Raw genomic sequence first — 13,819 nt, forward strand, 5'->3', positions numbered from 1 at the left:
TCGTCGCCAAAACATCGGCGTTGCCTTGATCCAAACCTGCCAAAAAGGGACAGGTTTATTTTGGTCGGTATTATCTGGGCAAACGTGGCCGTCTATCGCAATGTAGTCGTTGGGGACGTTCTTGTTTGACTAGTCGTTTGAGAACGTCCCCAACGACTACATAGCATGAGAGTGGATAATCTCCCGGTTTGAGCCTGCATCCAAGCTCAAAGTGGGGGATTTCCACTCTCATTTGCTATGCGTCCGAAAAACCACGTTCGTTTGTTATCTGCCTACATTTGTAGGAACAGTTCGTGGAGGCGGGTGTCGTCGTCGAGCTCGGGGTGGAAGGTTACGCCGAGCTGGTTGCCCTGGCGCGCGGCGATGATTCGTCCGTCGACTTTCGCTAAGGCCTCGGCATTGCCGTGCACCTCGACGATGCGGGGTGCACGGATAAACGTTAACGGCACTTCACTGTCGATACCGCCTACCTGCCCCTTGGTGCGAAAACTGCCGAGCTGCCTGCCATAGGCATTGCGCTCAACGAGTATATCCATGGTCGCCAAGCGCGGTGTTCCCTTGTCATCGTGGGCGGCAAGGTCGCGCGCCAACAGAATCAGACCGGCGCAAGTTCCCAGTACAGGCATGCCTTCAACAATGCGGGTACGAAGATCCTCGAGCATATCGAGTTCGGCAAGTAGCTTGCCCTGAACGGTGGACTCGCCGCCGGGAAGTACCAGACGGTCAAAGTTCTGCTGCAAATCGGCCGCCTGCCTCAGCTCAATACAGTGTGCGCCCAGCTCGGATAGTCTTGCTTCGTGCTCGGCAAAAGCGCCTTGGACCGCCAGCACGGCGACCGTTTGGTCTGCATAATCGCTCATGGGCGATCCTTTCTGCCGGACTAGCGCCCGCGCTCCTCCATGATAATCTCGATCTCGTCGGCGTTGATGCCCACCATGGCCTCGCCCAGGTCCTCCGAAAGCTCGGCGATGAGTTTGGCATCGGTGAAGTTTGCCACGGCCTTGACGATGGCGGAGGCGCGCTTGGCCGGGTTGCCGCTCTTAAAGATGCCCGATCCCACAAAGACGCCCTCGGCGCCCAGCTGCATCATCAGCGCGGCGTCGGCGGGAGTCGCTACGCCGCCGGCGGCAAAGTTCACGACGGGAAGCTTGCCCGTGGCATGGACCTCGCGGACCAGCTCGACCGGAACCTGCAGTTGCTTGGCTGCCTCAAAGAGCTCGTCGTCGCGCAGGGCAACAACGTCGCGGATCTGCTTTTGGATCTTGCGCATGTGACGCACGGCCTGGACGACATCGCCCGTACCCGGCTCACCCTTGGTGCGAATCATCGTGGCGCCCTCGGCAACACGGCGCAGCGCCTCGCCCAGATCGCGGGCGCCGCAGACAAACGGCACGTCAAACTGGGTCTTGTCGATGTGATAGACGTCGTCGGCAGGGGAGAGAACCTCGGACTCGTCGATGTAATCGATCTCGATGGCCTGCAGGACCTGCGCCTCGACAATGTGGCCGATGCGGCACTTGGCCATAACGGGGATGGAGACGGCCTCTTGGATACCCTTGATCATCTTGGGGTCGCTCATGCGCGAAACGCCGCCTGCGGCACGGATGTCGGCCGGGATGCGCTCGAGTGCCATGACGGCGCAGGCGCCCGCCTCTTCGGCGATGCGTGCCTGCTCGGGCGTGGTGACGTCCATGATGACGCCGCCCTTGAGCATCTGCGCGAGCTCGCGATTGAGTTTGACGCGATCTGCCTTGCTGGTCTGTTCTGCCATGGTTGCTCCCTTGGTTGGCATGTGCATTGCTTGACGGAACATCCTATCGGGGAGCTGGGTATGGCGAAATACTCAGTTTTAGAGATAATAATAAGGCCAGACTAATACCAGATTGAATGACTCAATAAGGTCAGGTGATAAACTCATGCTTGACTACAATTTGGAAAAACGTGGCGAAGCATCGCTCTATGAGTATATTTACCAGCAAATTCGAGATGATATCGTTGCTGGACGCATTGCGGCGGGGGAGCATCTTCCGTCTAAGCGCGCCTTTGCCAATCATCTGGGAATCAGTGTCATTACCATCGAGAATGCATATAGCCAGTTACTTGCCGAGGGCTATATTTGCTCAATGCCGCGTCGTGGCTACTACGCTTGCGAGCTTCCGGATGCACCGGTTTTGGCTTCGGCTGCAGAGGGCATCGCCCGGGATGCCGTCTCTGCGGGTTCCGGCGCGCATGATTTCAACGGACAGGTCGAGCGATTCGATGCACTTTCTCCTTCTGCTTTGGAGGCGGCGCGGCTTTGGCAAAGCGCGCTGCGGGCGACGCTGGCATCCGAAGACGAGCGCGAAATCTTTTCGACCGCGCCGGCACAGGGCACCACTCGGCTACGACGCGCAATTGCCCACCATCTGCGCGGGACAAGGGGCATGAATGTCGACCCCAACAACGTTGTTATCGGCGCAGGCGCCCAGCTGCTCGATACCATGTTGGTTCAGTTGCTTGGCGCCGACAAGGTGTATGCCGTTGAGGACCCGGGCTATTTGCGCCTAACGCGCATCTATCAGGCTATGGGTTGCAAAGTTCGACATATCCCGTTGGATGATGAGGGCGTAGACTTGAGCGCTCTGCAGAAAACGGGGACCGATGTCCTTCACCTGATGCCGTCCCATCAGTATCCGACCGGCCTTGTGACGAGCATTGCGCGTCGCTATGCGCTGCTGAGCTGGGCCGCCGAGCGACCAGGTCGATATCTCATCGAAGATGACTTTGATTGCGAGTTTCGTCTGGCCGGCAAGCCGATTCCCGCGCTTGCTTCGATCGATGCCGCTCAATCGGTTATCTACACCAACACGTTTTCGAAGAGCCTTTCATCGGCGTTGCGTCTAGCGTACATGGTGTTGCCCGATGAGCTGATGGAGCGGTTTAGGTGCAACCTTGGTTTCTACGCCTCGTCGGTGAGCTCTGTCGACCAGGTCGCTTTGGCTCGTTTGCTGGAATCGGGTGATTACGAGCGACATGTGAACCGCGTGCGCGTTCGTGCTCGTGAGGCGCGTGATGGCCTGGCGGCGCTTGTACGGAATGCGTTTACAGCAGGAGAGGTTTCGATCGAGCATGCAGACGCAGGCCTTTACTGCACCGTGGTTGCGGAGCGGGGAACGGGCGGAAGCTCTTTTGCGCAGGCCCTCACGCGCTCGAGCATCCCTTTTATCGATATCAGTAACTGTTATTGGTGCGCCGATGGCGCATCTGTCCCTGAAAACTCAACTCAAATTCTTGTCCAGTATGACGACCTGAGTCCGGAGGTGCTTAATACCCTGGAATCGCAGCTAATGGGGCACTCTGTAACCTAAGTGAGTAGACTTTTGGCACTTTGGCGACCAGACAGTTTTGTAACAAGCTATCTACCTGTGGTTTTGAGAAGTGGGATCATCGGTCTGCTCGGGATGTCCCAAAAAGTCTACTCACTTGCCGTGCAAAGCTTCCGGATGAGAAAAAATGGGGTTTTCAACAGGGCTTCGTCCAGTTCTCGGTAAGCTTTTGGCCAGTTGGGGAGGGCTGTTGGAAACTTTGCAGTTCGTTCGCAGCCATTTTTGGTGCGTTCGCGCCAATGAGAGACCGACTGGGTTGAAATTCGTGCTTTCCTGTGCCTATGAAGGATCTACTTTGTGACATATCGGCTTTTAGGTACTGGCGTTTGCCCCCTCAAGTCCGCGCTTTGTGTCCTCCGCTTCCGCGGCCGGATGAAGACCGGCAGCGATATGACCTCGTCCGCAACCCGACGGCTGCGGTCGCGCTCGGTTTTCCGTTGTATACATTGGTTCGGACGAGAAACAAACGGACTTGCCCTGCCAACATTAGGCAGCGGCTGTTTCTTGGTGAACTCCCCAGGGAATCCGTGCTGGAAACGGAGCATGGATTTTTGGTCACGTCTCCTCTGCTGACGGCATTTATCATGTCTCGACATCTGACGGATCTCCAACTTCTTCTGGTATTGGCGGAGATGTGCGGCTTGTTTGCGGTATGCGCCCTGCCGGCGGCACTTGAGGTGGAGCTTTCGCGTGCAATTGATTCGGGTACGATTTCGACAACGTTGGGTTGGATGCGCTGCCCGTCCGAGGGCGGCGCCGCCTCAAATTTGTGGCGTCGCGACGCTTTGGTTTTGGATGGGGACCTTGACCGTTTTTGTTCAGATGTTTGCGGGATGCGTTACGGCAATCGATTTATGGCGGTGTCGCAACTCGTTCCATTGGGTGCCGCTTCGCCTTTTGAGGTCGAGGCGTATTTGTTGCTTGGACTGCCGCGAGCCCTGGGAGGTGAAGGGTTTTGCGGCATAGAGCTCAATGTCAAAGTGGTGCTAAGCACAAGTGCTCGAGCGATTGTAGGAAAGACCCGCGTATATATCGATCTACTTCTTTCCTCGCCGGACGGGAGGCGACAGGTGGCCATTGAATGTCAGGGAAAGGCCTCGCACGGGCGCGCGGGGGATGGCTTGCGTGACGCTAACCGCATGACGGCGCTTCAAGCCATGGGCTACGACGTGCTTCTCCTGACACACGGACAGATATCCGATGAGGATAGATTCCGTGCGATCGTTAAGGCCGTATGCAGGATGCTCGATGTTGAATATCGCTATAAAAGCTCGGATGAGCAAAGGGCTGAGGCATTACTCCGGTCTGAACTATTCGTTGACTGGACAAAATTGGGAGTAATCGACGGAAAGATGTCCATTGGACACAAAACAGCTCGATCGTGGACAGCGCGGATCTAAGTGAGTAGACTTTTGGCGTGATGGCGACCAGGCCGTTTTGCAACAAGTTATTTACCTGCGGCTTTATAGAGCAATATGGATGGTCTGCTCGGCAAGTTCCAAAAAGTCTACTCACTTAGTTTTTGACGAGAAGTCGATGCCGAAAGTGGCCCTATTTCAGGGCGTTAACGAGTTCATGAGACACGAAAAAAGCCCGAACCATGCGGTTCGGGCCCTTTAAAGTTAGAGATTATCTCTCAGGCGGTTGGCTTAGCCAAAGTAGCGCTTGAGCAGGCCGGCGAAAGCCTTGCCGTGGCGGGCCTCGTCGCGAGCCATCTCGTGCACGGTGTCGTGGATGGCATCGAGGCCAGCGGCCTTGGCACGCTTGGCAAGATCGGTCTTGCCGGCGGTGGCGCCGTTCTCGGCCTCAACGCGCATCTCGAGGTTCTTCTTGGTGGAGTCGGTCACAACTTCGCCCAGGAGCTCGGCGAACTTGGCGGCGTGCTCGGCCTCCTCGTGGGCAGCCTTCTCCCAGTATAGGCCGATCTCGGGATAGCCCTCGCGATGGGCGACGCGAGCCATGGCCAGGTACATACCGACCTCAGAGCACTCGCCCTCAAAGTTGGCGCGCAGGTCGGCAACGATGTCCTCGGAGACGCCCTCCATCTTGGCGACGCCCACGACGTGCTCGGCAGCCCACTCGAGCTTGCCCTCCTCCTGCTTCAGGAAACGAGAACCGGGAACGCCGCACTGGGGGCACTTAAAATCCTCGGGCAGCTGGTCGCCGTCGAACTCTTCCACATAACCGCAAACGGGGCAAACAAATTTCATGATTCAATCCTTTCGATGGATGGCGATGGGGCGCTTGTCCGATCCCGTAAGGGCCCTCTCCGGACGTGCGTCTTGACGAGTTCTATTATCCATAAATGCAACAAAATGTGAAGCCTATTAGGAATGATTTTTGATAAAACAATTTTGAGAGATGAAGATGTTGATTGATTAACGATTGGCAGGCCGCCTGCGACCTCTGATGAGTACAATCGGTCGAACAAATGTTGACCAATCAACAAATGAGGGAGTTTCCTTTATGCATCTAGCCCGCTGCGCCTGGTGCCGAACGTATCAAACGGTTTTCGCATCGCATTGCCGGTGCTGCCCTATACCGAGCCACGCATTCTGGAGCATGCTGAGAGAGAGCGCCTGCCAGGCCATTATCGGCTTTGGCGGTGGCTCGGCCATGGACTGTGCCAAGGGCGTGGGAGCACGAATCGCGCAGCCAAACAAGCCCATCAACAAGATGCGCGGCCTGCTGCGCGTCCACCGTCTCCTGCCGCTGCTTATTGCGGTTCCCACTACCGCCGGTACGGGAAGCGAAGTCACGCTCGCGGCGGTTATCACCGATGACGAGACGCACTATAAGTACCCCATTAACGACTTTGTGCTTATCCCGCGCTTTGCGGTGCATGACCCCGAGTTCGCGCGGTCTGCCCGCCTCCATTACGGGGCAGACGGGCATGGGCGCCCTGACGCATGCCGTCGAGGCCTTTATCGATTGGGTCGATCGAATGAACGCCGCCTTGGACATTCCCAAACATGTGACGGGCATTCGCCGCTCTGAGATTCCCGAGATGGCGGCGCATGCCGGTGCCGAGGCCAATCCGCTGTACCCCGTTCCATTTTTGAAGGACCGTTTGGAGCTGATGCGCATGTACGAGGTCGTCGCGGGTGGTATGTTTGAGGGCGAGAACTAGGAGGGTCCATGAACACCGAGGAAATTGCGCGCATCGTCGGAGACCAGCGCGTCTACTTTAAGACGCACGCCACGTTTGATGTCGATGCTCGACGTCGTGCGCTCGTGAGTTTACGCGATGCGGTGCGGGCCCACGAGGCCGATATTGCCCATGCGCTCAAGACCGATTTGGGAAAGTCGCATGATGAGGCGTATATGTGTGAGATCGGCACGTCGCTTTCCGAGATTCGTCATCAGATCGCACATGTGGCTCGATGGAGTCGTCCGCGCCTGCGTCCGTGCGACCTTGCCAACGCCGTGAGTGTGTGCAAAACGCAAGCCGTGCCCTATGGCGTCACGCTCATCATGGCCCCGTGGAACTACCCGTTTTTGCTAACGCTCGAGCCGCTCGCCGGCGCCCTTGCCGCGGGCAATACTGTGGTCATCAAGCCGAGCGCCTATGCTCCGGCATCGAGTGCGGTGCTCAAGCAGATCTGCGAAGAGGCATTTGATTCGTGCCTGGTGACAGTTGTCGAGGGCGGGCGTGCCGAGAACGAAGCGCTGCTCGATGAGTGCTGGGACAAGATCTTCTTTACCGGTAGCGTTCCGGTCGGCAAGCTCGTCATGGAGCGCGCAAGTAAAAACCTTACGCCCGTGACGCTTGAGCTGGGTGGAAAGAGTCCCTGCATCGTGGATGCGACGGCAAACTTGAAGGTTGCGGCACGGCGTATCGCCTTTGGTAAATGGCTCAACGTGGGGCAGACCTGTGTGGCGCCCGACTACCTGCTGGTCGATACGCGCGTGCACGACGAGTTGCTGGGCCTCATCAAGGAAGAGGTGCGCCGTATGTTTGGCGAGCATCCGCTCGACAACGAGGATTACGGGCATATCGTCAATGCCAAGCATTTTGCGCGCGTGCATGGGCTAATCGATTCCGATAAGGTCGTGCTTGGAGGTGCTGCGCGCGAGGCCTCGCTCAAGATTGAGCCGACAATTTTGGACGGCGTGGCCCCCGATGACGCCGTGATGCAGGAGGAGATTTTCGGTCCCATCTTGCCGGTGCTGACGTTTGAGAGCCTAGACGAGGCCGAGACGTTTATTACGGATCGTCCGACGCCGCTGGCCCTGTATATCTTTAGCCAGGACCGTGAGGTTCAGCAGCGCTTTGTGCGTTACGTGCCCTTTGGTGGCGGTTGCGTCAACGACACGATCATGCATCTGGCTACGAGCCATATGGGCTTTGGCGGCATGGGAGCGAGCGGTATGGGGCAGTACCATGGACGCGAGAGCTTCGATACGTTTAGCCACAAGAAAAGCATCGTGAACAAGGCAACGTGGCTGGACGTGCCATTCCGCTATGCCCCTTACGCAAACCGGAAGCACAAATTCGTGCGCATGTTTGTGCATTAAAATCAGATGGCGTAGGGACAAACGGTCGAAAAGACGCAGACAGGATGAATTTGTGTCCGTACGGACCCGTAGACTTCTCGGTAAGGTTAAGCGCCGGTTTATCCGGCCGTTAGGGGAGTTGCTATGTACGAGCCTTCACGTGTTCTTCTGTCGTTTCACATTGCGGGATTTCAGTATGCCGACGGCGCTTTGGTCCTGGGCGATCTTAAAGCGGGCGATAAACTGACGCTGTGCGCCGAGCGCGATAATCCCCATGATCCCGAGGCGGTTGCGATCTACTACGGCAACACCAAGCTTGGCTATGTTCCGGGAAACGAGGTCGGTCCGCTGTCCTTGATGATGTATTACGGCCATGAGGACGTATTTGAGGCCCGCGTGCAGCAGGTTGCCCCCGAGCGTAGCCCGTGGCATCAGGTGCGCGTTGGGCTCTATGTGGTGGATGCCCGCTAATCGGTAAGGGAGGCTGCCATGTTTGATGACGATGACCTGTTCGATCTGACGGACGATTCGTTTGAGTGGGATATGCTACTCGACGACGATGAGCTGGAGCAGGATCGCAAAAAGCAAAAGGATAAGAACGCCCAGGGTAAAGGTACGAATAAATAGACAAGTGCCGTCGCGGACTGTTTGGCGGGCTCTTTGGGTAACTGCCGCATCGCTGCGTCTGTATACTTAGCACGAGTTGGACGCGTTGCGAAATGAGGACTGAGACGATGATGTGGTTTACCGCCGACCTGCACCTGGGCGATACGAATATCTTGCACGACATGGACCGACCGTTTGGCTCGGTTGAGGAGATGAACCGCAAGGTCATCGATGTCATCAATGAGTGCGTGGCTGCGGACGACCGCCTCTATATTCTGGGTGACTTTACCTATCGTCTGCCCCTAGCGGATGCCGTGCGCCTGCGCGAGCGCATCGAATGCCAGAACGTGACGCTCATCCGTGGTAACCATGACGGCGACTGGGAAGATCCCGACGTGCCGCAGATTTGGGAAGACGTGCGTGATTACCTGGAGATTGCCCCCGGCTATGCCAAGGGTCATCGTCTGGTTATGAGCCACTACCCCATGCTCAGCTGGAATGGCAAGGCACGTGGCGCCATCATGCTGCACGGGCATATCCACAGCAGGGGAGACCGCACCAATACGCGCAACCGCGATCGCGAACGTCCTATCTTTCGCTACGATGTCGGCCTCGATGCCAACGAGTACAAGCCCGTAAGCCGTGACCAAATCCTAGGCTTCTTTGGATTGTAATTCTCGAACCGTTACACAAACCGCCACAAAGGGGACGGGCACCTTTGTGGCGGTTCTGGCGCCGTTGCCATTATGGTGGGGGCACCTTTTTTGTCCGTGCGGCGCGGTAGAGTGTAGGCGGTTGAAATTTGCGTCTATCGAGGAGCTGCTATGAACGAGATTAAGTGCCCACATTGCGGCGAAGTTTTTAAGGTCGACGCGTCCGGCTATGCGGATATCGTCAAGCAAGTGCGCGATGCCGAGTTTTCGCGCGACCTGGATGAGCGTGTGAAGGCGGTCCAGCGCGAGGGCGAGCAAGCGCTGGAGCTTGAACGTTCACGATCGGCTGCCGCTTTGCAGGAGGCAGAGTCCCAGCGCAACGCTCAGCTTACCGAGCAGAAGAACGCTGCAGCTCAACAGCTGGCACAAGAGGTTGCCAAGCGCGATGCTGAGCTCGCCGAGCTGCGCGCCAAGCTCGAGGGCGCTGCCGCAGAGCGCGAGAGTGCAAGCCAGCGCGCGGCGGTAGAGGCACGAGCCAACGCTCAAAAGGAGAATGCCGAACTCCAGCGCGAGATCGACAATTTGCGTGCGCAGCTGGAGCGCAAAGATGACGAAGCCAAGCTCGTCGAGTCGGCGGCGCGCAATGCCGCTCAAAACGATTTAGCTGCACGTGATGCTCAGATTGCCGAGCTGCAGGCCAGGCTTGCCGCTGCGGACAAGGCCCAGGAGATGGCGCTTGCCGCTGCCGCGGCAGAGTCGCAGCGTGAGCTCGATGCCGCTCGCAGCGAGGCCGAACGCGCGCTTGCTGACTATCGTGCGAAGGTACAAGAGAAGTTTTCCGCCGCAAAGGCTCAGTCTGAGCGCGAGGCCGAGGGCCTTCGTGCACAGCTTCGTGAGCAAGAACTTTCTGCAAAAATGGAGCTGTCGAAGGCGGTCGCCGCGGCGGAGCGAGAGCGCGATGAGGCGCGTGCCAAACTGACGAGCGAGCTGGCGGTGCGCGATTCTCGCGAGGAACAGGCCAAGGCGGCACACGAGCTCGAGCTTGCGCAGGCCAAGCGCGCGAGCGATGACCTGATTCGCTACAAGGATGAAGAGATCGAGCGCCTTAAGGACATGAAGGTCCGTCTGTCCACCAAGATGGTGGGCGAGTCGCTCGAGCAGCATTGCGAAACCGAGTTTAACCGTCTGCGCATGACGGCATTTCCCAACGCGTACTTCGAGAAGGATAACGATGCGTCCGAGGGTACCAAGGGCGACTTTATCTTCCGTGAGTGCGACGCGAGCGGCAACGAGGTCATTTCGATTATGTTCGAGATGAAAAACGAGAACGACGAGACTGCGACCAAGCATAAAAACGAGGACTTCTTTAAGAAACTCGATCACGATCGTCGCCAGAAAGGCTGTGAGTACGCGGTGCTCTGCACGCTGCTCGAGCCCGAGAGCGAGCTCTATAACGTAGGGATAGTCGACGTGAGCTATCGCTACGAGAAGATGTACGTGATTCGCCCGCAGTTTTTCATTCCCATGATCACGCTCCTTCGCAACGCCGCCATGGGCTCACTGCGCTATAAGCAGGAGCTAGCGGAGTACAAACAGCAGAATATCGACGTCACGAACTTCGAAGCCAAGATGGAGAAGTTCAAGAATGATTTCGGTCGCAACTACGAGATCGCGAGCCGCAAGTTCCAAACGGCAATCGATGAGATCGACAAGACGATTAGCCATCTGCAGAAAACCAAGGAGGCATTGCTGTCCTCCGAGAACAATCTGCGCCTAGCCAACAAGAAGGCCGACGATCTTACCATTCGCAAGCTCACGTGGGGCAACAAGACCATGAAGGCGGCGTTTGATGAGGCGCGCGGGGCTGCGCCAGAGACAAACGATGAGCCAGCCGAGGCGGATTCGTATGAGGTCGAGGATACCGAGTAAGGCATAGCGTATAGTGCAAAAACGGGGCCGCTGGCGATATTGCCAACGGCCCCGCTTCGTTTCGTTCCAGTATGTTCGACTAGTCCTCGAGCAGGTCTTCGATAAAGCCGACGCGGTAGTTTTTGAAGATGACTTCACCGCCGTCTTGCGTGGCGTCCAGATCGACATCGCCCATGATGCCAAAGTCGTGGTCGCCGTCCTCGTCGGCAAAGATCTGGTGCACGTGCCATACGTGCGTGGTCTTCTCGTCGGACTCATCGATGGAAAACATCGCGGCGCTGCGGGCATCTCCGTCGGTGAGGATTTCCTCGTGCTGCTCATGGTAGGCATCGAGGGCCTTTTGCCAGCGGATCTCGCTCATGCCCCAGTCGTCGTCGAGCTCGCCCAGGTAGCGAACGTGCTCACGGGCGGCAAGGGTCACGCGGCGGAAGAGTGCATTGCGCACCAGCAGCGTGCAGCCGCGGCGGTCCGCCACGACCTCGTCGATGCCCTGTGGCGGCGCGGCATCGAGGGCTGCAGGGTTGCCGGCGTTCTCCCACTCGTCCACCAGGCTCGAGTCCACCGAGCGCACCACAAAGCCCAGCCACGAGATAATGTCGCGCAGGCGCTCGTCGCGCTTCTCGATGGGTACGGTGCGGTCGAGCGAACGGTAGGCCTCTGCCAGGTAGCGAAGCAAAATGCCCTCGGAGCGGGCGATGCCGAGCTTTTGAATGTAACCCTTAAAATCGCTCGCGCTTTCCAGCATATCGCGCAGGACACTCTTGGGAGAGAGCTGGTAGTCGTTTGCCCAGGGCACTTCCTGGCAGTACTTGTCAAAAGCGGCGTCGAGCAAATCCTCGAGCGGCTTTTCGTACGTGACGTCTTGAATGCGCTCCAAGCGTTCCTCATACTCGATGCCGTCGGCCTTCATCTCGGCCATAGCGCGATCGCGTGCGGCGCGCTCCTGTGCACGCAATACCTGCTTGGGGTCCTCGAGCGTGGCCTCGACCATCGAGATGAGGTCCATGGTATAGGTCTCACTTTCGGGGTCGAGCAGCTCCAGCGCGGCAAGCAAAAACGGCGAGAGCGGCTGGTCGAGCGCAAAGTCCTCGGGCAGGTCGACCGTCAGCGCGTAGTCGATGTCCGGCGCGGCGTCAGCCGGAGCGTCGGGTGCGGGCGGCACCTCGGTGCGCACGACGACGCCGGAGTCGATGAGCGTGGCGAAGATCTCGTCGGCGCGAACCTCAAGCTTGGCCTTTTCTTCGGGGGTCTGCAGGCTTGTCTCGATGAGGTCATGTACGCGGGCTCGGGCATTGCCGCCCTGCTCGACCACACTAATCACCATAGAGTGCGTGATGCGCAGGCGTGGCTTGAGTGTTTCGGGTGGCGTCTCGATCAGGCGCTCAAAAGTTTGCTTGTTCCATGAGACAAAGCCCTCGGGGGCCTTTTTCTTTTTAATCTTACGGAGTTTTTTGGGGTCGTCGCCCGCCTTGGCCATAAGCTTGGCATTCTCGATCTCGTGCTCGGGTGCCTCGGCGATTACCATGCCCTCGGTATCGAAGCCCGAGCGACCGGCGCGACCGGCAATTTGATGGAACTCGCGGGCGCGCAGACGACGCATTTTGTAACCATCGAACTTGGTGAGCGCGGTGAGCACCACGGTGTGGATGGGTACGTTGATGCCGACGCCGAGCGTATCGGTACCGCAGATGACGGGCAGCAGGCCCTGCTGCGCCAAGCGCTCGACCAGCAGGCGATAGCGCGGCAACATGCCAGCATGGTGCACGCCGACGCCGCATCCAAGCAGGCGCTTGAGAATCTTGCCAAAGGCCGTGGAGAAGCTCGTTCCCTTTGCCGCTTCCTTAATGGCCTCGCGCTGCTCCTTGCTGGCGATGCCAAAATTGGCGAGCGACTGTGCCGTCGCAAGGGCGGCATCCTGGCTAAAGTGCACGATATAGAGCGGGGCCTCGCCACGGCGCATGGCGAGCTCGACCGTGCCCTCGAGGGAGGTCGTCACATAGTCGTAGCTCAGCGGAACAGGACGCGGGGCATCGACAACCAAGTCGCAAGCAGCGCCGGTGTGCTCCTCGAGCGAGGCAGCGATGGCGGTGACATCGCCGAGCGTGGCGCTCATGAGCATAAACTGCGTGTGGGGCAGGGTGAGCAGCGGTACCTGCCAGGCCCAGCCGCGGTCAGGGTCGGCAAAGTAGTGGAACTCGTCCATGGCCACGCAGCCCACGTCGGCGCCCTCGCCCTCGCGCAGCGCATCGTTGGCAAGGATTTCGGCTGTGCAGCAGATGACGGGCGCCTTGGTATTGATATGCGTATCGCCGGTGATCATGCCGACGTTATCGCGGCCGAGTACCTGTACCAGGTCGAAGAACTTTTCGCTGACCAGGGCTTTGATGGGGGCCGTGTAATAGCAGCGCTTGCCCTGAGCCATGCCCATAAAGAGCATGCCCAGCGCGACGAGCGATTTACCCGATCCGGTCGGTGTGCCTAAAATGACGTGATCGCCGGCGGCCAGGTCCATGAGGGCCTCTTCTTGGTGATCCCACAGCTCAATGCCACGGTCGCTCGTCCATTCAAAGAAGCGTTCGAAGGCCTGATCGGGCGTGAGCCATGGTTCGGGCTCGCTGCCGTCCTCGGGCTCCCACCAGGTGGGAGAGAGCGCGCCGAGCGAGCCAAACTCGGCTTCGGTTCCCGTGCCGCCCGAGAACGAGCTGGCGGCGCCGGCACCGGAGACGGTGCTGGCGGCGGTATCTGTTGTGGTCTGTGCCATGTGTTTGC

Annotated in this window: 12 protein-coding genes and 1 pseudogene; 9 read left to right on the plus strand and 4 right to left on the minus strand. The window is 58.3% G+C overall.

Annotated elements, in window-relative coordinates:
* Positions 1–272: 272 nt before the first annotated feature.
* Entirely contained in the window at positions 273–860 is a 588-nt protein-coding gene (gene pdxT / locus ACQRCA_RS06410) for a pyridoxal 5'-phosphate synthase glutaminase subunit PdxT (RefSeq protein ID WP_427719582.1), read from the minus strand.
* Between the two features lie 20 nt (positions 861–880).
* Positions 881–1,771 carry a pyridoxal 5'-phosphate synthase lyase subunit PdxS gene (gene pdxS / locus ACQRCA_RS06415; protein WP_427719584.1) on the minus strand — a complete coding sequence of 297 codons (891 nt, stop codon included), beginning with the start codon at positions 1,769–1,771 and terminating at the stop codon, positions 881–883.
* A 145-nt stretch (positions 1,772–1,916) separates the two neighbouring features.
* On the opposite strand from pdxS, the gene ACQRCA_RS06420 reads away from it, so the two are divergent.
* Together ACQRCA_RS06420 and ACQRCA_RS06425 are read left to right on the plus strand one after the other, a co-directional pair.
* Positions 1,917–3,347, plus strand: coding sequence for a PLP-dependent aminotransferase family protein (locus tag ACQRCA_RS06420; RefSeq protein ID WP_427719586.1), 1,431 nt, complete (start codon positions 1,917–1,919; stop codon positions 3,345–3,347).
* A gap of 545 nt (positions 3,348–3,892) precedes the next feature.
* The gene (locus ACQRCA_RS06425; RefSeq protein WP_427719588.1) at positions 3,893–4,765 is read left to right on the plus strand and encodes a hypothetical protein; all 873 of its coding nucleotides are present in this window, start codon (positions 3,893–3,895) and stop codon (positions 4,763–4,765) included.
* Positions 4,766–5,014: 249 nt separating this feature from the next.
* Here the strand turns inward: ACQRCA_RS06425 and ACQRCA_RS06430 are convergent, their stop codons facing one another.
* Entirely contained in the window at positions 5,015–5,575 is a 561-nt protein-coding gene (locus ACQRCA_RS06430) for a ferritin family protein (protein WP_154517090.1), read from the minus strand.
* A 406-nt stretch (positions 5,576–5,981) separates the two neighbouring features.
* Between ACQRCA_RS06430 and ACQRCA_RS06435 the strand changes: the two are divergent.
* From ACQRCA_RS06435 to ACQRCA_RS06465, 7 genes and pseudogenes are all read left to right on the plus strand, one after another.
* Positions 5,982–6,155 (plus strand): annotated as a pseudogene (locus ACQRCA_RS06435) (iron-containing alcohol dehydrogenase); the annotation flags it as partial.
* A gap of 52 nt (positions 6,156–6,207) precedes the next feature.
* Complete coding sequence (locus ACQRCA_RS06440) at positions 6,208–6,495, plus strand: hypothetical protein (RefSeq protein ID WP_427719617.1); 288 nt, start codon at positions 6,208–6,210, stop codon at positions 6,493–6,495.
* A gap of 8 nt (positions 6,496–6,503) precedes the next feature.
* Positions 6,504–7,883 (plus strand): aldehyde dehydrogenase, encoded by a 1,380-nt coding sequence (locus tag ACQRCA_RS06445; RefSeq protein WP_427719589.1) that lies wholly within the window; start codon positions 6,504–6,506, stop codon positions 7,881–7,883.
* 123 nt (positions 7,884–8,006) lie between these two features.
* Complete coding sequence (locus tag ACQRCA_RS06450; protein ID WP_117655201.1) at positions 8,007–8,333, plus strand: HIRAN domain-containing protein; 327 nt, start codon at positions 8,007–8,009, stop codon at positions 8,331–8,333.
* Between the two features lie 18 nt (positions 8,334–8,351).
* A complete protein-coding gene (locus ACQRCA_RS06455) occupies positions 8,352–8,489 on the plus strand; it encodes a hypothetical protein (RefSeq protein WP_427719590.1) in 138 nt (45 codons plus the stop codon).
* Between the two features lie 92 nt (positions 8,490–8,581).
* Complete coding sequence (locus tag ACQRCA_RS06460) at positions 8,582–9,142, plus strand: metallophosphoesterase (protein WP_427719591.1); 561 nt, start codon at positions 8,582–8,584, stop codon at positions 9,140–9,142.
* 150 nt (positions 9,143–9,292) lie between these two features.
* Positions 9,293–11,050 (plus strand): DUF2130 domain-containing protein, encoded by a 1,758-nt coding sequence (locus ACQRCA_RS06465; protein WP_427719592.1) that lies wholly within the window; start codon positions 9,293–9,295, stop codon positions 11,048–11,050.
* 79 nt (positions 11,051–11,129) lie between these two features.
* Here ACQRCA_RS06465 and ACQRCA_RS06470 read toward each other — a convergent pair whose 3' ends face one another.
* Positions 11,130–13,811 carry a DEAD/DEAH box helicase gene (locus tag ACQRCA_RS06470; protein ID WP_427719593.1) on the minus strand — a complete coding sequence of 894 codons (2,682 nt, stop codon included), beginning with the start codon at positions 13,809–13,811 and terminating at the stop codon, positions 11,130–11,132.
* Positions 13,812–13,819: the final 8 nt, after the last annotated feature.

This window comes from Collinsella sp. SGI.095, from assembly GCF_050314535.1.
GTDB lineage: Bacteria > Actinomycetota > Coriobacteriia > Coriobacteriales > Coriobacteriaceae > Collinsella.

Excerpts from the sequence above, each read along its gene's own strand:
- ACQRCA_RS06440 (WP_427719617.1), top strand. The coding sequence starts at position 6,208 with ATGACCCCGAGTTCGCGCGGTCTGCCCGCCTCCATTACGGGGCAGACG.
- ACQRCA_RS06430 (WP_154517090.1), bottom strand. The coding sequence starts at position 5,575 with ATGAAATTTGTTTGCCCCGTTTGCGGTTATGTGGAAGAGTTCGACGGC.
- ACQRCA_RS06455 (WP_427719590.1), top strand. The coding sequence starts at position 8,352 with ATGTTTGATGACGATGACCTGTTCGATCTGACGGACGATTCGTTTGAG.
- ACQRCA_RS06420 (WP_427719586.1), top strand. The coding sequence starts at position 1,917 with ATGCTTGACTACAATTTGGAAAAACGTGGCGAAGCATCGCTCTATGAG.
- pdxS (WP_427719584.1), bottom strand. The coding sequence starts at position 1,771 with ATGGCAGAACAGACCAGCAAGGCAGATCGCGTCAAACTCAATCGCGAG.
- ACQRCA_RS06445 (WP_427719589.1), top strand. The coding sequence starts at position 6,504 with ATGAACACCGAGGAAATTGCGCGCATCGTCGGAGACCAGCGCGTCTAC.
- ACQRCA_RS06450 (WP_117655201.1), top strand. The coding sequence starts at position 8,007 with ATGTACGAGCCTTCACGTGTTCTTCTGTCGTTTCACATTGCGGGATTT.
- pdxT (WP_427719582.1), bottom strand. The coding sequence starts at position 860 with ATGAGCGATTATGCAGACCAAACGGTCGCCGTGCTGGCGGTCCAAGGC.
- ACQRCA_RS06460 (WP_427719591.1), top strand. The coding sequence starts at position 8,582 with ATGAGGACTGAGACGATGATGTGGTTTACCGCCGACCTGCACCTGGGC.
- ACQRCA_RS06465 (WP_427719592.1), top strand. The coding sequence starts at position 9,293 with ATGAACGAGATTAAGTGCCCACATTGCGGCGAAGTTTTTAAGGTCGAC.
- ACQRCA_RS06470 (WP_427719593.1), bottom strand. The coding sequence starts at position 13,811 with ATGGCACAGACCACAACAGATACCGCCGCCAGCACCGTCTCCGGTGCC.